This is a genomic window from Pararhodospirillum photometricum DSM 122 (assembly GCF_000284415.1).
GTDB classification, from domain to species: Bacteria; Pseudomonadota; Alphaproteobacteria; order Rhodospirillales; family Rhodospirillaceae; genus Pararhodospirillum; species Pararhodospirillum photometricum.
In genome coordinates this window covers 1,776,052-1,796,732 of the sequence record NC_017059.1, presented here as the reverse complement: position 1 = coordinate 1,796,732, position 20,681 = coordinate 1,776,052, and the positions used below count along the sequence as shown (strand labels likewise).

The window sequence follows — 20,681 nt, the reverse complement described above, 5'->3', positions numbered from 1 at the left end:
TTTTTTGTTGGGGGCGTGGCGGCGATCAAGGTGCTTGGAGGGGAGGGGGAGACGAGCCTCCCCAGCCTTTTGCGTAGTGTTTTGTTCCCGCCGGGGATTACACCGGATCCGGCGCCCAGGCTGTCAGGGTAATGACCTGAAACGTCGCGGGCACCCGACCATCGGCGCCGGCATGGTTTTGCTGGTAGAGGGCCAGGGCGGTGGCCAGGGTCGCGCGGCGTAGGAAGGTGCGACGGCGAACGGCGACCGCGTTGCTCTCCCCCATGCCCCGTAGGTCGCGCAGCAGGCGCCAGGGGTCGGCATAATGGACGACCAGGGTGTCGATATCGACGGTGAGGGTGTGAAAGCCGACCCGGGCTAGCAAGTCCCCGATGTCACGGACCCCGGCCAAGGGGCTGAAGCGGGGCGAAAGGCCCCCCTCGACCAGCAATTCGGCTTCCGATAAACAGGAGCGAAGCTCCTTGAGCGTTTCGCCGCCCAGGAGAGAGCCCAGAAGTAGCCCCCCAGGGCGTAAGGCCCGGCGCAGTTGCACCAAGGTCCCGGGGAGATCGTTGACCCAGTGCAAACTGAGGTTGGACAAGACCAAGTCCAGGCACTGCTCGGCCAGGGGCAGCCACTCCTCATCGGCAACGAAGGTCCGACCGGGGGCGTGGGAGGCAGCGCGGCCGGCCAAGCCCGGCGACAGGTCGCACTGAAATAAGGTGCCAATCTTGGGGTGCTCGGCGAGGATCCGGGCGATCTCGCCGCCATGGCACCCGAGATCCAGCGCCAAGGGGAAGGCGCGTGTGATATCCTCCAGGCGCTCGACGAGACGGGCCGCCGTTTCATGCACAAGAAAATCGTGCGCCCCAAAGCCCGCTGCGGCGCGGTCACGATGGCGGCGGACAAGGTTACGATCGAAGACGGAGACGATGGTGCTCATATCCCCTGATATACTGTTCATGGCTCTCCCTTCCCCCTCCTTTTGAAAAGCATGCTTTTCAAAAGGAGGGGGAAGGGAGAGCCAATTAATAAAAGAAAGCGGAGGTCTGGAGGCGTCAGCCTCCAGGCGGGGCCGGGGCGGCAGCCCCGCGTTCCCCTCCCCCTGCGGCAGCGGTGTTCCGTCGTCGCTTGCCCCCGTCAGGGCGTTTTGGAAACGAACCAGAAGTTCAAGGAACGGCTCTTTTCGCCAAGGTTTTCCAGGCGCATACTAGGGCCTTGGAGGAACCTTGGAGGAGAGTATCCATGTCCGGCATTCGCACCCTTCTGTCCGTCATCAGCGACGACCAGACGGGGCAGGCGCCTTTGGCGACCGCCTTGCTGATCGCCCGGACCATGGGCTGCCACGTTGAAGGCTTCCATGTGCTGATTGATGCGGCCTCGGCCGTGCCCTACGTGGGCGAAGCGATGGCCGGCGCCTTGATCGAGGAGATGGTCGAGGCGGCCGAAAAGGATGCCCGCGAGCGCGCTGACCGGGCCCGGGCCATGTTCCTGGGGGTGTGTCAGGCCCACAAGATCCCCCTGGACGTGACCCCTCCCGGCGATTGCACTCTCAACGCGGCGTGGCACGAAGCCCAGGGCCCGGAACCGGAACAGGTTGCCCTGCGCGGCCGGGTGGCCGACTTGCTGGTTTTGGGGCAGCCGGGACCGCGCGGGGCCCCGCCCTCGCTGCTCACCCTCAACGCCGCCCTTCTCGAGAGCGGCCGACCGGTGATCGTTGCTCCGCCCCAGCCGCCAAGCAGCGTGGGCCAGCGCGTGGCGATTGCCTGGAACGGCAGCGCCGAGGCGGCGCGGGCCGTCCTGGGCGCCATGCCCTTCCTGGTCCGGGCCGACGCGGTGACCTTGCTGATTGCCGCAGATGGCGATGGCCAGGACAACGCCCCCATCCGCGCCGCCGAGTTGGAGCGGCATTTGGCTTGGCACGGCGTGGACGCCACCACCCGCTTCCTGGAAGCCGCCTCCGGGGGGCGCACCGGCGAAGCCTTGCTCGACGCCTGCGCCGACGCCGAGGCCGACCTCCTGGTCATGGGCGCCTACACCCATAGTCGTCTGCGGCAGTTGATTTTGGGGGGGGTGACACGCCATGTCCTGGAGCGGGCCACCCTGCCCGTCCTGATGTCGCACTGACCCCTTGGCCCCAGGGGGGACGGGACGGCATGGTGTTTCCCTCCTGACCCCAACGAGGTCGTCCCTCCCCCGCGCCAAGAGGACACTCCTCCATGAACACTGTCATCATTACCGGCGCCAGCCGAGGCATCGGCCACGCCACCGCCGTTCGTTTTCTCCGCGAGGGCTGGCGGGTGATTACCTGTGCCCGCGCCGAGGTGCCCCCCGAGTGCAAGATGGACCGCAACTGGTCCGCCCATTTTCCCGTTGATCTCGCTGACCCCAACGCCATCGACGCCTTTGCCAAGGAGGTGTTGGAGCATCTGGATGGGGCCCCTCTCCATGCCTTGGTCAACAACGCCGGTGTCTCGCCCAAGACCTCGTTTAAAGAGCGCCTGGGCGTGCTCAACGGCGCCATCGACCGCTGGCGATCGGTGTTCGAGCTGAACTTTTTCGCCCCCCTGCGCCTATCGCGGGCCTTCGCCGGGCCGCTGTCGCGCAGCAAGGGGGCGGTGGTCAACATCACCTCCATCGCCGGCCATTATGTGCACCCCTTCGCCGGCTCGGCTTATTCCACCTCCAAGGCCGCCTTGTCGGGCCTGACCCGCGAAATGGCCGTCGAATTCGCCCAGCTGGGCATCCGCGTGAACGCCGTCGCCCCCGGCGAAATCAAAACAGAAATGGTCTCCGCCGAATACGAAGCCCTGATCCCCCGCATCCCCCTCGACCGCATGGGCAGCACAGAAGACGTCGCCTCTTGCGTCTATCGCCTCTGTACCGAAGAATTTTCCTACGTCACCGGAACCGAAATCTTCGTCACCGGCGGCCAGCACTTGCTGTAACGATGCAAGCGCCGAAGGGGTGACGGGGGCTCTTCGCTTCGGCACGCCSSGCGGTTGCCGAAGTGGAGAGCCCCCCGTCACCCCTCCGGCGCCAGTGTCCTTTCGCAGACGCTATCCGGCGAGGCGGCGGCGACGACGCGGTTGCGGCCCCAGGCTTTGGCGACGTACAGAGCCTCGTCGGCGGCGTGCAGCACGCTGTCGATCAGACGGCCATGGGTGACGAGGCCGGCCACTCCCTGGCTGACCGTGAAGGACAGATCCCCGCGCGGGCTTGGCACGACGACGGCAGCCAGGGTCTGGCGCAAGACCTCGGCCAGAAGGAGGGCGTCGGGTAAGGGGGTGCAGGGCAGGACAATGGCGAACTCCTCACCGCCCATGCGCCCCAGGATATCGCTTTCGCGCAAACGACCCTGAACTGTATCAACGAACATCCGCAACGCCAGATCGCCGACCGCGTGGCCGTGGGTATCGTTGATGCGTTTGAAGTGGTCGATATCGGCCAGGATCACCGAGAGGGGCTCGCCGTGGCGCAGGGCGCGGCTGATGTGGCGGCGGGCTTCGTCGAGGAAGGCGCGGCGATTGAGAGCCCCGGTGAGGGAGTCGCGCGTTGCCAGATGGCGCAACTGCTCTTCCAGGTGCTTCTGCTCCGAAATGTCGGTAATGATGCCGACCACCCCGGCGGATGCCCCCGCGTCGTCGGTAAACACGGCTTTGTTGTAGATCAGAACCCGCTCCTCGCCGTCTGGCAGGGTGAAGGTGCGCTCGTACTGCACCGAGCCGCCCCCGAGGAACAAGGCCCGGTCCAACTCGGTGGTCCGCTGGGCAAACTCGGCTGGGGCGAGGTCGTGGACCGTCCTTCCGATCACCTCGGCTTCGCTGTCGGCGCCATAGAGGCGGGCGAACGCCTTATTGCAGCCAAGAACCACCCCCTTGGGGTCTTTGTAATAGAGCGGGCTTGGGATGGTGGCGATCAGGGCATGGAGGAAACGTCGGCCGCGCTCGGCCTCGCGTTGGGCTTCCTCGGCGCGCTCGCGTTCATGGTGGGTGGCCTCGGCCAGAGCGATCATGTCGGCGGCCTGGGCCTCCAGGTTAGACCGATTGAATTCCATTTCTCGCTCGCGCAAAACCTGTTCGGTCATGTCGTGGAGCGAGAACACCAAAACCTCCTGGTCCTCCCACTGGTCGGAGCGGACCATGGTCAAAAACCACCCCGTGCTCAGATCTCCCCGAATGAGTTCCACGGTCAGGGTCCCGGTCGGTTGGAGGCCCGATTGGATCTGGTCCAAAAGAGCCAAAAGCTCGATCTGATCGTTGGGAGGCAAGACGCTGGTCAGGAGCGGCAAGTCCTCCAGGGACGTCTCGGGAGAGAGCCCCAAAATTGTCCGCAAACGGCGGTTGGCGTAGAGCGGGGTGAAAGCCGGCGTGACCACCAAGAGGCCAATTTGTGCGTTATCGGCCAGGGTCCGAAACGGCGTGGCCTCCTCGGCTCGTTTTTTGCGTTTGGCTCCCAGGCGCGGCAGGCGGCGGGCCGTCCAGCCAAAGCCAAGGCCCAAAACCAGCAAGCCCGCCGTCGCTCCCAGAGCCTGGGGGCGGGCCATATCCAAAGCCCAAGCTCCCAGCCCGACGAGGCCACCCACAACAAAGGGAACCGCTCCCAGGAACAGGGCGGGGGCGCGGCGTCGAAGGGGGGAAAGGGGAGCGGAAGGAATGACAGCGTCTCCTGCGGACAAGGCGGGACCAGGGGAGGCACAAACGGATCACGCGTCAAGGGCGGTGCGATGCAAAGGGCGTCCTCCCCTATGGAGTGTCCTCAAGAAACCAGGGCGTCAAGAGCTTCGACATAAATCGGCTCAAATGCGACAGTTTCCAGGGTCTCGGCCCGGAACACCCGGACCCGGGGCCCCCGGGGCGCACACAAGGTCGGATCGGAAGCCGCCGAAAACAAGACCAGGGCCGGGCACCCGGTGGCGGCCAGCAGGTGCATGGGGCCGGTATCATTCCCTACAGCCAGGGCAGCTTGGCGCCCCAAAGCGGCGAGGTCGAGCAGCGAAGTCTGGCCGGTCAGATCCCGGGCCTCGGGGCAGGCGTCGAGGATGACGCGGGCCGCCTTGGCCTCGGCAGACGTCCCCAGCACCACGGGCAGCAGGCCGTCGCGAGCCAGGGCCACGGCCAGGGCCGCGTATCGGGCAGCGGGCCAACGCTTGGCGGGCCGGTGCGGCGCGGCGCCCGGGACCAGCAAGGCCAAACGGGCGGTGGGCGGCGCGGCGAGGGCGGCGGGAACGGGCGTGCGACACCACGAGAGATCGGGCAAGGCCGGGGGCTGCGCCTCGGGCACCCCGGCCTCGGCCAGTTGCTCGGCCTGACGCTCCAGGGTGTGCAAAGCGTCACGCGCCGGGTTGGTATGGGGCAAAGCGCAGCCTGGGGCAATCCCCGACCACAAGGGGCCGCCGTCGCGCCGACGCATCAGGCGGAAATACCAGCCCGAGCGCACCACGTCTTCCTTGTCCACCTCGGTGCGGCCGTCCAGGGCGGCGGCGCAGCGCGCGACCTTGAGGGCCTGCAAGGGCGGCCGCAGCGAATAAACGCCAAGAGCCACGGCGGTGGTCACCAGGGCCTCGATGGCGTCCTCGGGCACGCCGACCTGGGGCAACAAGGCCCGCGCCGCCACAATGGCCTCGCCATCGGCCTCGGTCTCCTCGGCGTCGCGATGCCCGAGGGCGCTGAGGTCGAGATGCAAGCCCAGGCGATCAAGCAAGCCTTCGTCCATGCGCTCGTCGTCATCGCCGCCGCTTTCGTCAAAGGCGATGACCCCAAGCCGGGCTGGGGCCCGCAGGGTCAGGCCCTCGCGCTCGGCCACCACTTCGCCGGTGTCGAGGGTCGCGGACAGCCGGGCGGCCACGCCCGGTTCCACACGCTCGGCCATGGCCAGCAGCAACACGCCGCCATCGCTTTCGGCCAACAGGCCGATGCGGGCCACGGGGCGGCCGGTCTGCAAGGTGGCCGGCAGGTCGAGACCGCCCAGCAGGCGGTCGTCGGTGATGCCAATGGGCACGCGGCGCGGCGGCGTGGGCAGCAGGCCGCTGACATAGGCCTGCCAGCGCTCGCGCACCGGGCCGGGCAGCGCCCGCACACGGATGCCGCCGACGCCCTGGGGATCGACGGCGAACACCGCCGCCGCGATCAGGGCCTCGTCCCAGGGCGAGAGAGCGGCGCCGGCCAGGGAATCGTCGTCGGCGTCGGTGCTCATGACCCCAGCACTTCCTCCATGGCGCGCAGAACGCGGGTGGTGGAGCCGGATTCGTCAAGCGGGTCGCGGCGCAGACGATGGCGCAGGGCCGGCGGTGCCACCCGGCGCAGGTGATCGAGGGTCAAGACGGTGTCCCCCTCCAAGGCGGCAACCGCGCGGGCGGCGCGCATCAGGGTCAATTCGCCGCGCAGGCCATCGGTGCCAAGCGCCATGCACAGGCGAGCGGCCTGCTCCAGCAGGGCATCGGGCACCTCGACGTGGGGCAGGCGGGCCTTGGCGGCCAGCAGGCGCTCACGCACGGCGGCATCGGCCTCGGCCCACTGGGCGACGTAGGCGGCGGGATCGCGCTCGAAGGTGTCGCGACGGCGCACGACCTCGACGCGAACCTTGAGATCGGTCGGCGTGCGCACCTCAACCGAGAGACCAAAGCGGTCAAGGAGCTGGGGCCGCAGTTCGCCCTCTTCCGGGTTGCCCGAGCCGATGAGCACGAAGCGGGCCGGGTGGCGGATGGACAGGCCCTCGCGCTCGACCACGTTTTCGCCCGAGGCGGCCACGTCAAGCAGCAGGTCCACCAGATGGTCTTCGAGCAGGTTCACTTCGTCGATATAAAGGAAGCCGCGGTTGGCGCTGGCCAGCAGGCCGGGCTCGAAGGCCTTTTCGCCACGCGTGAGGGCGCGCTCGAGATCAAGGGCCCCAACGACGCGGTCCTCGGTGGCGCCAAGCGGCAGATCCACGACGGGCACGGGCACGGCGTCCACCTCCAAGGTGCCCTCGGCCTTGTGGCTGGAGCAACCGGCGGGGCAGCGGGTGAGATCGCCCGCCGGATCGCAGCCGTAGGGACAGCCCTTGACGACGGGCATGGGCGGCAGCAACTGGGCCAGACCGCGCACGGCGGTCGATTTGCCGGTGCCGCGATCGCCAAACACCATGACACCGCCGATGGCGGGATCCACGGCGGCGATCAACAGGGCCAGGGTCATCTCCTCCTGACCGACGATGGCGGAAAACGGAAAGACGGCACCGCGCTTGCGTCGTGCGGCTCCGGCCTTTGCGGAGCCCTCGGCCGACGGTGTGCTGTCCTTGTCCATGAGCATTGTGGCGCCTCGACCTAAATTATCCCGGGAAAAAGAGCCGGGAGTATGCCCGCCCCCCCCGCCACGAGGCAACAGGGCTTCGCAAGGTTCCAGACAAGCGGCGCGGGGGGGCTAAGGAACGGAGGGGTCTGGGGAGCCCCGCCTCCCCAGCCTTCCCGTTTCCACCGCCTGCCCTCAAGCGACCTTGGCCGTCGCCACCAATTCCTTGGTGCGGGCTTCGATACGGCCGCGCAGGTCATCGAGAAAGGCCTTGCGCTGGCCGCCCGGCGCGATCGGGGGCAGGAACTCGATGCTGATGACCCCCGGACGCTTCATGAAGCTGTTGCGCGGCCAGAACACGCCGGAATTCAGGGCGATGGGCACGACCGGGGCGCCGGTTTGGGTATAAAGGGCGATGATCCCCGGCTGATAGGGGCGGTCGCTGTCCACGGGAACCCGGGTGCCCTCGGGGAAAATGACAAGCTTCGAGCCCCGATCCAAAGCGGCCCGGGCATCACGCACCATCGACTTCAGCGCCGACGCGCCGGCCTCGCGATCGACCGAAATCATGCCCGTGCCCTGGAAGTACCAGCCCAGCAAGGGAATATCGACCAACTCCTTTTTAAGGACATAGGCCGGATCGTCGAACAGGTGATGAAACAAGAAAGTCTCGAAGGCGCTCTGGTGCTTGGAGGCAAAGATCACCGGCCCCTCGGGGATGTTCTCCAGGCCGCTGACCTCAAAGGTCAGGTTCAAAAGCCAGCGCGCGGCGCCCAGGAACCCCCGCACCCACACCCGGGCCACCCGCTGGACCAACAGGCGGTGGCCGGTCTTGTTACTATAAACGAGCACAGGCAGGCCGACGAGGCCCACAACCACCGTCCAAAGAACGTAGAAGATATTAAAGACAAGCGAACGCACGAGCCTCATGGGGCGTATCTCCTCCCAGCGACAGGGACAGGGCGGGAGCGAAACCGGTGTGCAGGCGCCCCCGGACCCAGGCGACCAGGAATTTGGAGTATTCCTCGGCGATCAGCAACGCCGTCCCACGCCACTTCCACCACTCCCGTTGCTTGACCGCCCCGGAAAGACCGGGTTGGGGATAACCAGAACCTCGGGCATGACGGCGCGGAACTCCACAAGGCTGCGCGGCATGTGGTAAGCCGCCGTGACCAAGCGCAAGGAGCGATAGCCGCACGCCGCCATCCAGCGGGCGGTTTCGTGGGCGTTGCCGATGGTATCGACGGCGGCGTGGCCGAGAACCACCCGCTCACGCAAGGGGCCGGGCACGGTGATGGCGCTGGTGGCATCCAGATCGTTCAAGGTCACATCGGCGCCCACGCCCGACAGAAACAAGGTGCGCCCCATGCCGGCCGACAGCAGGTCAAGCCCAGCCGGCACCCGCCCCGACCCGCCGGTCAGCACAACGATGGCGTCGGTGACGGTCTGGTTGTCGAGGATGCGCGTGGGCAAGGCGGCCGCAAAGAGAGCCAGCCCCACCCCCCAAGCCAGAAACGCCACCACCGCCCCCTTCAGGAGTCCAAGTCCCATCCGGGTCACGAGCCTGCCCATCCCGCTCACGCGCCTTGCCTTCAAAGATCACAACATGCGCGATAACGCGCGCAGCACGGTCAGTCGCGTGGTCAACATCGCCACCCCACCGGCCATCCCCGGCAACGCGGCGACACACAACCAATGCAGCGCCGACAAGCTGACCTCGGGAACGAAGCCGCCTTCGATATTGCGCGCGAGATAGCCGATGCCGACGATGGCCGGAAGGGCCAGCATAAGCCCGACCATGCCGCCCATCAACCCGAGCACCAGGGCCCGCAGGGCAAATTGCTTGGCGATATAGTCGTCGTGCGCCCCGATCAGGTGCAAAACTTCAATAACCGGCCGATGGGTGGCGAGACTAGAGCGGGTGACCTGGACCACGGCGACCGAGGTCGCACCGGTCACAAGCCCGAGGACCACCCACGCCAAGGTAGCCAAGCCCTCGGCCAGATCAACCAGCTTGGCTAGCCACAAGCGATGATCGTCCAGGGTCACCCCGGGGACCATCTGCTTTAGCCGGTTGGCCAAGCCGTCGAGATCGACGGGCAGGCGGTCGTTCAAGGTCACGTCGATCAGGCGGGGCAAGGGCAGGTCCATAACCATGTCGGGCGAGCCCAGCCAGGGCTCCATCAGGGCCTTCAGACGCTCCTCCGACAGGGCTTCGGCCCGGATCACCCCGGGCTCGACCCGCAGCACATCGATGACCTTGGCCACGTCGGCATCGGTGCGGGCCTTGCTTTCCTCCAAGGCGCCCTCGGCGGGCATGACCTGGACGGTGAGGGTCCCCGAGACGTCATGGTTCCAGCGATCGACCACCCGGTGCACGGAAAAGGTCCCGGCCATGGCCAGCGCCGCCAGAAAGACCATGACAGCCACCATGACGGTGAGAAAGTGCCCGGTGCCGTCCTCGGCGACGGGCAGATCGGCGCGGGGCAATCTCACGGCGTGCTCTCCTGGCCATCACGCCCCCCGCGCTCGGGAAAACCGACCCGAGCCGCATCGCGCACGGGGGTGACGCGGTGCATGCGCCCTCCCTCCAGGTGCAGGCGGGGAAAGCGGAAGCGGTCGATCAGAGCCTCGCTGTGGGTGGCGATCAACACCGTGGTCCCCAGCTTGTTCAACTCGATAAACAGATGCAGCAAGCGCATGGCAATGCGATCATCCACGTTGCCGGTGGGCTCGTCGGCCAGCAGCAGGTCGGGGCGGCTGATCACCGCGCGGGCGATGGCAACACGCTGCTTCTGTCCGCCCGACAAGGTTTCGGGCAAGGCGTGCATGTGGTCGCGCAGGCCCACCCAAGCCAGAAGCTCGGGCACGTGGCGCTGGATCTCGTCTTCGGAGATCCCAGCGACGCGCAGCGGCAAGGCGACGTTGTCGAGGGTTGAGAGGTGATCGATCAGGCGAAAATCCTGAAACACCACGCCGATGCGCCGACGAACGATGGGGAGTTGCTGGCGCGGCACCGTGGTGACCTCGCGGCCAAACAGGCGAATGGTGCCCCGGGTCGGGCGCTGGGCGAGATAGAGCAGGCTCAACAGCGAGGACTTGCCCGCCCCCGAGGCCCCAGTCAGAAAATGAAAAGACCCGGCCGGCAGCTCGAAATTAATATCGGTGAAGATTTCCGGCCCGGTGCCATAGCGCAGGCCCACCGCCTCGAATCGGGCTGCCGGGGCCTCCTCGCGCCGGGTACGAAGCCGCTGGGTAATGGTCCTCTCCTCCCCTCGCGCGCGCCCTTGCAAGCCTGGACACAGACGCGCAACCGTCACACCAGTGTTTAACCTTTTTACAGCACACTCATCCTTGCTTGTCACGACAACGCGCGCAACCGTATAACCGGATCAGAGCCCTGTGGCGGATTAGAGAACTCATGATCATCACCTGCCCGAGCTGCGCCGCGAAGTTCAAATTGCCAGACACGGCCCTGGGATCCAAGGGCCGCAAGGTCCGCTGTTCCCGCTGCGAGCATGTCTGGCGTCAAACCGCCCAAGGGGCGTCGCCTTACGAGCCCGACGACGACGACGAGGAGCCGGCCTCGGCCCCGCCGCCGCGCCGACGACCCGAATCAGGAGCCGCCGGCGATCTGCCCTTCGAACGCGATCCCGAGGGGGCGCCTTCGTCGCGCGACAAGGCGTCGGCCTTTGAACAGGAGCTGTCCACCCTGGAGGACATGCTGGGCAAGCTGTCGCCCAGCAGCACCTTCGAGGACAAGGGCCAACGCAACGACTTCGGCCGACGCGATGACGACGACATCGAGGACCTCGATGCTTTGCTCTCGGCCGAGGATCCCGACCCCATCCCCCGCGTCTTCACCGGCCCGCGCCCCACCAAAAAGGGCGGCGCCTCTTCCTTGCTCAAAACCTTGGTGTTCCTCCTGGTCCTGATCTGGGGGATGGCCCTGGCCGGCTTCTTCCTGCGCAATACCTTGGTAAGCTTGGTCCCGGCCCTGGCCCCCGTTTACAGCGCCTTGCGCATCGAGGTGGAGAGCGGGCGCGACGAGGTGATCTTCCAAAACGTCGTGAGCACCCTGGAGGCCCAGGGCGAACGGCGGGTTCTGGTGGTGCGCGGCTTGCTGTTTAACCCCTCCAAGGGCGAGCACCCCTTGCCGGGCCTGCAACTCGTGGTCATGGACGCCGGCGGCAAGGTCTTGCAGAAGGTCAGCGCGCCCGCGCCGCAGCCGGTGTTGGCGCCCGGTGTGCAGGTGCCCTTCCAGATCGCTATGGAGAACCCCTCGCAGTTGGCCCGGGATTTTCGCATTTTGTTCGACACACCGCCCTGATCCGCCGCCCATCCCCCGAGGAGATGGGCGAATCGGGGCCGAATTAGGGCGGCTGGAAGGCTGTCGCGAGGCAAAACTATTCCGGGATGTCGGCAGATCCACTAGAGTGGCAGTCCGTGGTGTCGCAGTGCGACACACAGGCTGGAGGGAAACATCATGTCGCAGCTCGAAGCGGGTCTCGCCCGCCTCAAGCCCTTTTACGAGACGAGCGTGAAGCCCGTCTTGGAAGGGGCCAAGCCGTTTTATGAGCAGAAGGTGAAGCCGGCCCTGGCCAAGGCCAAGCCGTTTTACGACGCACAGCTCAAGCCCCTGATCACCAAGGGCGAGGTGCCTTTCTATCAGACCAGCGTGAAACCGGCCCTGGACGCCGCCGTTGCGCGTTATGTCGCCTGGGTGGGCACGCCGGGCGATCCCAAGCGCGTGGGCATCGCCATTGCGGCGGTGATCTTCTTGGTGGCCTTCCTGGGCTCGGTGGTCACCCGCGCGTCCGTCGATACGTGGTATAATGACCTGAACCATCCGTTCTTCACCCCGCCCAACGCCGCTTTCGGACCGGCGTGGTCCGTCATGTTCATCCTGATGGGCGTGGCCGCGTGGCGGGTGTGGCGGGCGCTGGGTTGGCCGGCCGCCAAGGCGCCGTTCACCCTGTGGGGCATCCAGCTCGGCCTCAATGTGTTGTGGTCCGTTCTGTTCTTCGGCTTCCAGTCCATGGGGCTGGCCCTGGTCGAGTCCTTCATTTTTGTCGCGGTGGCCGCGTTGGCGGCGCGGGCGTTCCTCGCGGTCGACAAGACCGCCGGGTATCTGATGATCCCGGTCGCCATCTGGACGGTGTTTGCCTCCCTGCTCAATTTGGGCATGATTGTGGTCAACTAAGACACCGGGTGATCCGGCGGATGGCGATTCCTCCTGGGAGTCGCCATTCCCTTTCTAGGGGTAAACCCCTTTATCTTGCTTGGTTTAAGCGCAAGATCCCGCACAGAAGAATTCTTTTTTCCTTTGGAAGCCCCTCCTTTTTGTGGTTCCTTCCACCAACGACGTGCGGGCCGGCGAGGGCGTGCGCGCACGGGTAGGATCCTCCTGTTGCCGGAGTTACTTTTCCAATGGTACAGTCCCCAGCCATGAAGTCGTCACAATCTTCCGCGCCGGGAGCCTCCGCGGCCAACGACAAGCGCCCGCACGCCGTGGTGATCGGCAGCGGGTTCGGCGGCTTGGCGGCAGCCGTGCGCTTGGGCGCGCGCGGGTATCGCGTCACTGTTTTGGAAAAGCAGCCGGACATCGGCGGCCGCGCCCGGGTGTTCCACCAAGACGGCCATACCTTCGACGCCGGCCCCACCATTGTGACGGCCCCCTATTTGTTCGAGGAACTGTGGCAGCTCTGCGGTCGCACCTTGGCCGATGACGTGACCCTGGTCCCGCTCAATCCGTTTTACACCGTGCGCTTCGATGATGGCACGACCTTCACCTGCAATGGTGATGCCGACCAGATGCGCGCCGAGGTGGCCCGCCTGTCGCCCGGCGACGTGGAGGGCTATGAGCGATTTTTGAAGGAAAGCGAAGAGATCTTCAAAGTCGGCTTCCAGGGACTCTCGAGCCGGCCCTTCGATGCCTTCACCGACATGCTGAAGGTGGTGCCCGACTTTGTCCGGCTGCGCGCCGACCGCTCGGTGTATAGCCACGTCGCCAAGCACGTGAAGAATGATGCCCTGCGCATGGCGCTGTCCTTCCACCCCCTGTTCGTGGGCGGCAACCCCTTCCAGGTCACCTCGATTTACAGCCTGATCGCCTATCTGGAGCGGCATTGGGGCGTGCACTGGGCCATGGGCGGCACCGGTCGCTTGGCCCAGGGCTTGGCCGACCTGATCACCGGCCAGGGGGGCTCGGTGCGCTGCAACGCCGAGGTCGAGGCTCTGACCTTGGAGGGCACGCGGGCGACGGGCGTGCGCCTGAGCTCGGGCGAGGTCATTCCGGCGGCCATCGTGGTGTCCAACGCCGACTCGGCGGGCACCTACCACAAGCTGCTGCCCTCGGGCTACCCGCGCAGCTACATGAACAACCGCCTGGACGAGGCGCGCCAGTCGATGAGCCTGTTCGTCTGGTACGTCGGCACGCGCAACACCCGGGGTCTGTGGCGCGATATCGGCCATCACACCATCTTGATGGGCCCGCGCTACAAGGGCTTGCTCGACGACATTTTCCACAAGCGGACCCTGGCCGACGACTTCAGCTTGTATGTCCACCGCCCGACGGTGACCGACTGCTGTCTGGCGCCGCCGGGCGGCGACACTTTCTACATCCTCTCGCCGGTCCCCAACATGAAGGGGGACACCCCCTGGCCCCAGGCGGCCGAGGCCTATCGCGACCGCATTGCCGATGCCCTGGAAGCTACCGTGCTGCCGGGTCTGCGCCAGCACATGACCACGTCGCGCATGATCACCCCGGCCTACTTCCGCGATGCCCTACAGTCCTGGGACGGGGCCGCCTTCGGTCCCGAGCCCCTGTTCACCCAAAGCGCCTGGTTCCGGCCGCACAACCGCAGCCAGGATGTGGAGGGCCTGTATTTGGTGGGCGCCGGCACCCATCCTGGGGCTGGCCTGCCCGGCGTGCTTTCCTCTGCCCGCATTCTGGACAAGGTGGTGCCCGATGCTGATGTCTACGCCTGAGCCGGCCCCGGCTGACCTTTCCGAAAGCGCTCCCCTGTCGGCCTCGGCGGAGGATGCCCATGCGTGCCGCCAACTCATTCGCTGTGGCTCGCTGACCTTTCACGCGGCCTCGCTGTTCCTGCCCCAGGATCGGCGAGACCCCTGCTACGCCCTGTATGCCTTCTGCCGCATGGCTGACGATGCCGTGGACAACGAGGAAGGCGCCGCCGCCAAGGCCCTGGGCTGCAAGCGCCTCTATGAGCGCCTTGACCGCATCTATGCCGGCCAGCCCTGGGCCGATCCCGTGGACCGGGCGTTCGCCGAAATGGTGCGCACCCACCACATGCCCCGGGCTCTGCCCGAGGCCTTGCTGGAAGGCATGGCCTGGGACGCCGAGAGCCGGCAGTACGAGACCATTTCCGACCTGCGCGCCTATGCCGCGCGGGTGGCGGCGGTGGTCGGGGCCATGATGACCTTGCTGATGGGCGTGCGCGATGCCCAGGTGCTGGCCCGCGCCTGCGATCTTGGCGTGGCCATGCAGTTGACCAACATCTGCCGCGATGTCGGCGAGGATGCCCGCGCCGGCCGCTTGTTCCTGCCGCGGGCCTGGATGCGCGAGGCCGGGATTGATCCCGACGCGTGGCTGGCCGATCCGCAGTTGACCCCGGCCCTGGCGGGCGTGGTCAAGCGCTTGCTCGACGAGGCGGATGCCCTGTACGACCGTGCCTTGACCGGCATTGTCGGCCTGCCCTGGGGCTGCCGCCCGGCCATTCAGTCGGCGGCGGTGCTCTATCGCGCCATTGGCGCCGAGGTGCGGCGCGCGGGCTACGATTCGGTGTCGCGGCGGGCCTATGTCAGTGCCCGCAAGAAGGCCGTGTTGGCGGCCCGGGCGGCATCGGCGGCGCTTTTGCCCCGGCGAGTGGATCCGGCGCCGGCGCTTGACGAAACCGCGTTCCTGGTCGAGGCGGTGGTGGCTGCTCCTCTCCCCGAGGAACGCCGTCTGTTCGAGGGCGTGTCGGCGACCGAGGCCCTGCCTCTGCCTTCGGCCACCCCGTGGTGGCGGATGGGGGTGCGGGTGGCCTGGACCCTTGACCTGTTCATCGAAATGGACCGCCGCCAACAGGCCGAGCACTTTTACGCCTGAGCGACGAAAGGAGCCCCTCCATGTCGGGTGATGCCCTGGCCTTGGCCGAGTTGCTCCTGGTGCTTGGAGGCGGCCTCGGCTTTTTTGTCTGGCAGGCGTGGTCGGGGCGTCGGGAACGGCAACGGCGCGACGCATCGCCCAAGGAATGAGGACGTTGGGGAGGGGCGCTTCCCCAACCGTTCTCAGAAAAACAAGGCTGGGGAGGCGGGCCTCCCCAGACCCCTCCCTGCCTCGCGGGAAATCGTGGCCTTTTCAGAGGCTCTCCCTATAATCAGCCGCGTTTGCGACGAGCCACCCCCAGGCCCCGCTGGGGGAGGCTGTGCCTTAGGGAGCCTTGTATCGCCTATGTTCTGTGGCCCCGTTAGCGCGCGTGCGACCCCGCACCATCCCTCCCGGTCCCGGCCCTGGTCCTTGGGACGAGTGCCCCCCGTGGCCGGTCTGACGGCAAGCCTGCTGGCGGCCACGGCCCTGACCCCGGCGTTTGCCGGCTATCTCACCGATACCCCCACGACGGCCAGCCCGCTCGCCCTGCCGCTGGTCGGCACGTTGGAGAGCACGCCCTCGACGGCGCCCGGGGCGTTTCACTGGAGGGTCTGGGGAGGCCCGCCTCCCCAGCCTTCCCTTTTACGGCGCCGACAAAGAAAACGCCCGGTCATGCCGCAAGGCCGGAATCATCCCTCGCACGGCGTCAACCCGCTCCAGATCCAGGCCGGCGACGATGATCCCCTCCTCGGTCCCGGCATCGGCCAGCACCTCGCCCCAAGGCGTGACAATCAAGGCGTGACCAAAGGTCTTGCGGCCGTCCTCGTGATCGCCGGTCTGGGCCGGGGCCACAATAAAACAGCCGGTTTCAATGGCCCGCGCCCGCAGCAGAACATGCCAATGCGCCTGCCCCGTGGTCCGGGTAAAGGCGGCTGGCACGGCAATCACCCCGGCCCCCGCTTGCGCGAGGCAGCGAAACAGCGCGGCAAAACGCAGATCGTAGCAAATCGTCAGGCCCAGCCGGACCCAGGGGGTGTCTACCACGACCGCTGTGGATCCGGGGCGATAGGTAGCGCTTTCGCGGTGGCGCTCGCCGCCCGGCAAGTCCACATCGAACATATGAATTTTATCGTAGCGCGCCCGGATCGCCCCCGTGGGGTCCAGAACATAGGTCCGGTTGGCCAGCCGGCCATCGTCCAGCGCCACCGCCAAGGTGCCGCCATGCAGCCAAATCCCCAACTCACGCGCCAGGGCCTGGAGGGTCTGCACCCCGACATGGGTCTCCTCGGGCTGGGCCTTGGCCCGGGCGCCGGGACCGGCGTCCATCATCGCCACGTTTTCCGGCAAGAACACCATGTCGGCGCCCCGGGCGCGGGCCGTGCGGACCAGGGTGCTCACCTTGTCCAGGTTGGGGGCGATCTCGCGCCCCGCCGTGACCTGGACCGCTGCCACGGTTAACGCTGCGCTCATGCCCCGGTCCCTTGCAGCAAGGCATCGAGCGCGCCCTTGGCCTCCAGGGCGTGCAGGTCGTCACAGCCGCCGATTCCCCGACCATTGATGAAAATTTGGGGAACGGTGCGCCGCCCCTGGGCGCGCAGGGCCATCGCCTCGCGCTTGGAGGAGTCCTGGACGTCGATCTCCTCGAAGGCAACTCCCTTCTGGCGCAACAGGCTCTTGGCGCGCTGGCAATAGGGACAAGGCGGCGTCGTATAGATCTCAACCCGAACCATGGCGATCTCCCGATCGGTTGGCGTGTGCCTCTCCCTCATATACGACGGACCCGGGCGGGCCGCCAGGGATCGAGGGGTCTGGGGAGGCCCGCCTCCCCAGCCTTCCCTTATCTCTCGCCCAGCACCTGAAGCGACGGCGCAACGCCCAGCGCCTGGGTCGCCACCTCGATCAAGTGAGTATGGTGGGTGAAGAACAAGACCTGGGTGGAGCGAGCAACCTCGGCCAGCACCCGGAAGCCGGCCGCCGCCCGGCGGTCGTCGAAGGTCAAGAACAGGTCATCGGCAATGAACGGCAGGCCCGGCCCATGGGCCCGCGCCAGTTCCAACGAGGCGAGCCGGAGCGCCAGATAGAGCTGATCCACCGTTCCGGCGCTCAGGCCTTCCAGGCCTACCCGGCTGCCGTCCGGGCGTTGGCCGTGCAGGCTGGCCCGGTCCTGGTCGTCGAACTCCACCTCCAAGCTGGTGAACGAGCCCTCGGTGAGGATCGCGAACAAGGCCCCGGCTCGGCGCAGCAACGGCCCTTGGCGCTCGCGCCGGAAGCGCTCCAGCCCCCAGCGCAGCAAGATCGTCGCGCCCCGGGCCCGGAGATAGGCCCCGGTGACCTGGGCCAGCGTTTCCAGAGCTGCCGCGCGATCGCTGGCCGCCCGCGCCGCGCCGTCATCCCCCCCCAGAGAGGCGAACGCCCTGGCCGCATCGCGGTGCTGCTCGCGGGCCGTGGTCAGGGCCGTGTCAAGGTCGTCGAAGGCTTGGCGCAGCCGCTCTTCCTCGGCGGCCAGGGTATCAGGATCGGCGTCGGCGGCCTCGGCCTGCAAGGTCTCCAGGGGCAGGCCGTCGCCATCGCCGCGCAGCCGCTCCAAGACCGCCGCCCGCTCGCTTTCCACCGCCCGTGCCGTGTCCGAGCGGGCGATGGCTTCTTGCAGCATGGCCACGTTGTCCACCGCGACGCCGGCTTGCTGGAATAAGGGCTCCAGGGCGGCCAGGGCGTGGGCCCGGCTGGCCTCGGCTTGGTCGTGCTGGGCGGTCAGACGGGCCAAGGAGGCATCAAGGTCGCGCCGGCGATCGGTGTCGCGGCGCGCCTGGGCCAGCCGTCCGGCCAGGGCCAGGGCCAGGGCCTGCCCGTCGGCCGGCGGCAGGTCGGGGGCCAGGGCGGCCGCCAAAGCTTGGGCCGCCGTCTCGAAGGCCTGGGCCTCGGCATCGAGCCGCGCCCAATCTTCTTCGCGTTGGCGCCGGAGCGTTTCGCCGGCGGCCAACAGGTGTTCCAGGGTTTCCAGGTCGTGTTCCAAGCGTTCGGCCGGCGTGCTCGGGTCAAGGCCCAGGTGCTCGGCCAGGAGGCGCAAGGTGTGCTCGGTGTCGGCGAGGGCTGTTTGCGCCTCGGTACGGGTCTGGGCCAGCCGGTCAAGGGTTTGGCGGGCCTCGTCCTGGGCCCGGCGCAGCCGCTGGCGGTCATCGCGGCGTCGGGTCAGGGTCTCCAAGGTGGCGCGCGCCGCCTCTAGGATCATCGCCACCGGCTGCCCGGCGAGGCCCGACACGTCGGCCACCGCCGAGAGCGCTGTCAGCAGGCCTTCGCCCAGGCGCTGGAGGTGGGCCTCGTGCACCGCCAGCCGGGCTGCCGCTGCGTCGGCCTGTTCGGCCAGGGCCAACACGGCGGCCCGCTCGGCCAGCCAGTCGAGCAAGGCCTCCGGTCCCCGGGGGGGCTGGGCGCCCTCCGGGCATAGGGTACGCCAATCGGCCTCCAGGCGCCCGGCCTCTTGGCCCAGGGCCGCGACCTCGGCGGCATGGGTGCGGGCTCGGGCCTCCAGGCGGTCTTGGTCGGCTTCCAGGCGGGCCAATCGGGCGGCGGCCTCGGCGTGTTCAAAGCGGCGGTCGGCCAAGGCATCGGCGTTTTCCTGGGCAACCTCCAGGGCTTTGGCCAACAACTCGGGATCCGCGCTGGCGCTGCCATCTCCCCGCCAGTGCGCCTTGACACGTCGCCACAAGGCGTCGCGCTCGGCCCGGGCCTCGGCCAAGGTGGCGGGGGCCACCGCCCCGCCGGTTTGGGTCAAGGCGCGGGCCTCACCCGTCAGGCGCTCGCGCTCGGCCGAGAGGTCGCGCCCCTCGCGCTCCAGATCGCGCCGGCGTTCCTCTAGGGCGCGCACGGCATCGCGATGGACCAGCACCTCGTCGCGGGCCGGGACCCGCAGCGCGGCCAGGGCTGCCACGCCGCCACCCGGATCCAAGGGGGCCAAGCGTCGGGCCAAGGCGCTGGCCGTGGTCCGGGCCTCGGCCGCCAGCGTCTTAAGCGCGCCCACTTCTTCTTCTGCCCGCACGGCGGCGAGCGCGGCGGCCAGCGCGGTGGAGTCGTGGTCGGGGCCAAGGGCCGCCTCATCCCGCGCCAGGGCCGCCAGCCGCTCGTCCGCCTCGGCCCACGCCGTCGCCGCATTAGCCCGGCTGGTCTCCAAGGGGCCCCGCCGGCTTAACAGGGCCCGGGCCCGCTTGAGATCGCTCCGATCCGGCAGCGGCGCCTCGGGCGGGCGGCCCAGGTCCTCGCTCAGACGGCGCACGCTTGCTTCGGCCACGGCGATGTCGTGCAAGAGCGCCGGCAGCCGGTCGCGGTCCGCGGCCCGGGCGATCCGCCGCTCGGCCAGGGCGGTGATATCGTCGGCCCGGGCCAGCAGCCGCGCGTCGGGGGTTAGGGCGTCGCGCTCGGCCTGGAGCGCCGCGCGCTGTACCGCCAGGGTCTCCAGGCTTTGCGCCGCCAGGGCCGCCTCGTGCAAGGCCGCATCCAGCCGGGCGCCGGCGTCGGCCGGCAGGCGGGGCGCCTGGGGTAACGTGGCGCGCTGGGCCTCTAGAGCCTGCCACGTCCGCAGGTCGCGCAGCACCCGCCGTGTGCGCGACACTCGGGCGAGGGCCGTTTGGGTGTCCTTGGCTTGGGTTTCCAGGGTGGCCAGCGCCGCCTGGGCCGCGTCCAGGGCCTTGCGGGCGGCCTGCCAGTCGCGTTCGCTCAGGGTATGGGCCCGGATGGCCTCCTCGGCACTGCGCAGGGCCTCCTCGGCGCGGGTGTGGGCGCGATGGGCGGCGCGGCGCGGCCCCCAGAGGGCGTCGGCCTCTTCCTCCAGGGTTTTGAACATCTGATGCAGCCCGGCCATGCCGCTACCGGCGGCAAATAGGGCTTGTCCCACCTCGTCGCGGGCGTTGAGCAGCATTTCCTCGCCGCCCTGGCGCAGGCGCTCGGCAGTGAGCGTGACCATGCGTTGGACGCTCTCCAGGCTCAGGTCGCCGACCAACGCCGCCACCTTGGCCTCGCCGCCCGGCAGCGCGGTGCCCGCCAGATCAAGCACCGTGTCCTTACGCCCCTTGCGCCGCACCAACTCGAAGGGCGGCTGCCCCGGCATCTCCAGCCGGCCGCCGACTCGCATGTCGGGGTAGGCGTGGCGGAAATTGTGCGGGCTTTGCTGGGGGATACCGAACAGCACGGCCTCGATCGCCGCCAAGGTCGTGGATTTTCCCGCCTCGTTGGCCCCCACCACCACATGAAGATCGGGCGCCCCCGGCATTGGCTCGGGAAACTGTAAGACGTGATCGGTAAAGGCGCCAAAGCGGATCAGATCAAGACGGCCTAGTCGCATGTCC

18 protein-coding genes are annotated in these 20,681 nt (G+C 67.9%); 7 read left to right on the top strand and 11 right to left on the bottom strand.

Annotated features, from left to right (window positions below; all coding sequences use genetic code 11):
- Positions 1-97: 97 nt before the first annotated feature.
- The gene (locus RSPPHO_RS07965; protein ID WP_014414757.1) at positions 98-922 is read right to left on the bottom strand and encodes a methyltransferase domain-containing protein; all 825 of its coding nucleotides are present in this window, start codon (positions 920-922) and stop codon (positions 98-100) included.
- 302 nt (positions 923-1,224) lie between these two features.
- On the opposite strand from RSPPHO_RS07965, the gene RSPPHO_RS07960 reads away from it, so the two are divergent.
- Complete coding sequence (locus tag RSPPHO_RS07960; RefSeq protein ID WP_041794754.1) at positions 1,225-2,106, top strand: universal stress protein; 882 nt, start codon at positions 1,225-1,227, stop codon at positions 2,104-2,106.
- A 92-nt stretch (positions 2,107-2,198) separates the two neighbouring features.
- Positions 2,199-2,927 carry an SDR family NAD(P)-dependent oxidoreductase gene (locus tag RSPPHO_RS07955; protein WP_014414755.1) on the top strand — a complete coding sequence of 243 codons (729 nt, stop codon included), beginning with the start codon at positions 2,199-2,201 and terminating at the stop codon, positions 2,925-2,927.
- Between the two features lie 77 nt (positions 2,928-3,004).
- On the opposite strand, the gene RSPPHO_RS07950 is transcribed toward RSPPHO_RS07955, so the two are convergent.
- From RSPPHO_RS07950 to ftsE, 7 genes are all read right to left on the bottom strand, one after another.
- The gene (locus RSPPHO_RS07950; protein ID WP_081581845.1) at positions 3,005-4,525 is read right to left on the bottom strand and encodes a sensor domain-containing diguanylate cyclase; all 1,521 of its coding nucleotides are present in this window, start codon (positions 4,523-4,525) and stop codon (positions 3,005-3,007) included.
- 212 nt (positions 4,526-4,737) lie between these two features.
- Positions 4,738-6,174 (bottom strand): glycosyltransferase family 9 protein, encoded by a 1,437-nt coding sequence (locus RSPPHO_RS17720; RefSeq protein ID WP_051013756.1) that lies wholly within the window; start codon positions 6,172-6,174, stop codon positions 4,738-4,740.
- The gene (bchI, locus tag RSPPHO_RS07935) at positions 6,171-7,154 is read right to left on the bottom strand and encodes a magnesium chelatase ATPase subunit I (RefSeq protein ID WP_051014006.1); all 984 of its coding nucleotides are present in this window, start codon (positions 7,152-7,154) and stop codon (positions 6,171-6,173) included. Before bchI ends, RSPPHO_RS17720 begins: the two co-directional genes overlap by 4 nt.
- A 288-nt stretch (positions 7,155-7,442) precedes the next feature.
- Positions 7,443-8,177, bottom strand: coding sequence for a lysophospholipid acyltransferase family protein (locus RSPPHO_RS07930; protein WP_014414751.1), 735 nt, complete (start codon positions 8,175-8,177; stop codon positions 7,443-7,445).
- A gap of 102 nt (positions 8,178-8,279) precedes the next feature.
- Entirely contained in the window at positions 8,280-8,798 is a 519-nt protein-coding gene (locus tag RSPPHO_RS07925; protein ID WP_242390657.1) for a YdcF family protein, read from the bottom strand.
- Between the two features lie 48 nt (positions 8,799-8,846).
- The gene (locus RSPPHO_RS07920) at positions 8,847-9,743 is read right to left on the bottom strand and encodes a cell division protein FtsX (RefSeq protein WP_014414748.1); all 897 of its coding nucleotides are present in this window, start codon (positions 9,741-9,743) and stop codon (positions 8,847-8,849) included.
- Positions 9,740-10,507, bottom strand: coding sequence for a cell division ATP-binding protein FtsE (gene ftsE, locus RSPPHO_RS07915; protein ID WP_051014005.1), 768 nt, complete (start codon positions 10,505-10,507; stop codon positions 9,740-9,742). The genes RSPPHO_RS07920 and ftsE overlap by 4 nt, the downstream gene beginning before the upstream one ends.
- Before the next feature lie 161 nt (positions 10,508-10,668).
- Here ftsE and RSPPHO_RS07910 point away from each other — a divergent pair, with 161 nt between their 5' ends.
- The 5 genes from RSPPHO_RS07910 to RSPPHO_RS21495 all read left to right on the top strand — a co-directional run bounded on the left by RSPPHO_RS07910 (position 10,669) and on the right by RSPPHO_RS21495 (position 15,509).
- On the top strand, positions 10,669-11,577 hold the full coding sequence (locus RSPPHO_RS07910; protein ID WP_041794753.1) for a DUF3426 domain-containing protein: 909 nt from the start codon (positions 10,669-10,671) through the stop codon (positions 11,575-11,577).
- A gap of 156 nt (positions 11,578-11,733) precedes the next feature.
- Positions 11,734-12,450, top strand: coding sequence for a TspO/MBR family protein (locus RSPPHO_RS07905; protein ID WP_014414745.1), 717 nt, complete (start codon positions 11,734-11,736; stop codon positions 12,448-12,450).
- Between the two features lie 245 nt (positions 12,451-12,695).
- The gene (locus RSPPHO_RS07900) at positions 12,696-14,237 is read left to right on the top strand and encodes a phytoene desaturase (RefSeq protein WP_041794752.1); all 1,542 of its coding nucleotides are present in this window, start codon (positions 12,696-12,698) and stop codon (positions 14,235-14,237) included.
- Positions 14,218-15,360 carry a phytoene/squalene synthase family protein gene (locus tag RSPPHO_RS07895; RefSeq protein ID WP_041794751.1) on the top strand — a complete coding sequence of 381 codons (1,143 nt, stop codon included), beginning with the start codon at positions 14,218-14,220 and terminating at the stop codon, positions 15,358-15,360. Before RSPPHO_RS07900 ends, RSPPHO_RS07895 begins: the two co-directional genes overlap by 20 nt.
- Before the next feature lie 20 nt (positions 15,361-15,380).
- Positions 15,381-15,509, top strand: a complete 129-nt coding sequence (locus RSPPHO_RS21495) for a hypothetical protein (protein WP_277905321.1) — start codon at positions 15,381-15,383, stop codon at positions 15,507-15,509.
- Positions 15,510-15,984: 475 nt separating this feature from the next.
- Here the strand turns inward: RSPPHO_RS21495 and RSPPHO_RS07890 are convergent, their stop codons facing one another.
- The 3 genes from RSPPHO_RS07890 to RSPPHO_RS21490 form a co-directional block, all read right to left on the bottom strand.
- Positions 15,985-16,812: a carbon-nitrogen hydrolase family protein gene (locus tag RSPPHO_RS07890; RefSeq protein ID WP_014414742.1), complete on the bottom strand. Its 828-nt coding sequence runs from the start codon at positions 16,810-16,812 to the stop codon at positions 15,985-15,987.
- On the bottom strand, positions 16,809-17,072 hold the full coding sequence (gene grxC / locus RSPPHO_RS07885) for a glutaredoxin 3 (protein ID WP_041794750.1): 264 nt from the start codon (positions 17,070-17,072) through the stop codon (positions 16,809-16,811). The genes RSPPHO_RS07890 and grxC overlap by 4 nt, the downstream gene beginning before the upstream one ends.
- Before the next feature lie 107 nt (positions 17,073-17,179).
- Entirely contained in the window at positions 17,180-20,677 is a 3,498-nt protein-coding gene (locus RSPPHO_RS21490; protein ID WP_041794749.1) for a YhaN family protein, read from the bottom strand.
- Positions 20,678-20,681: the final 4 nt, after the last annotated feature.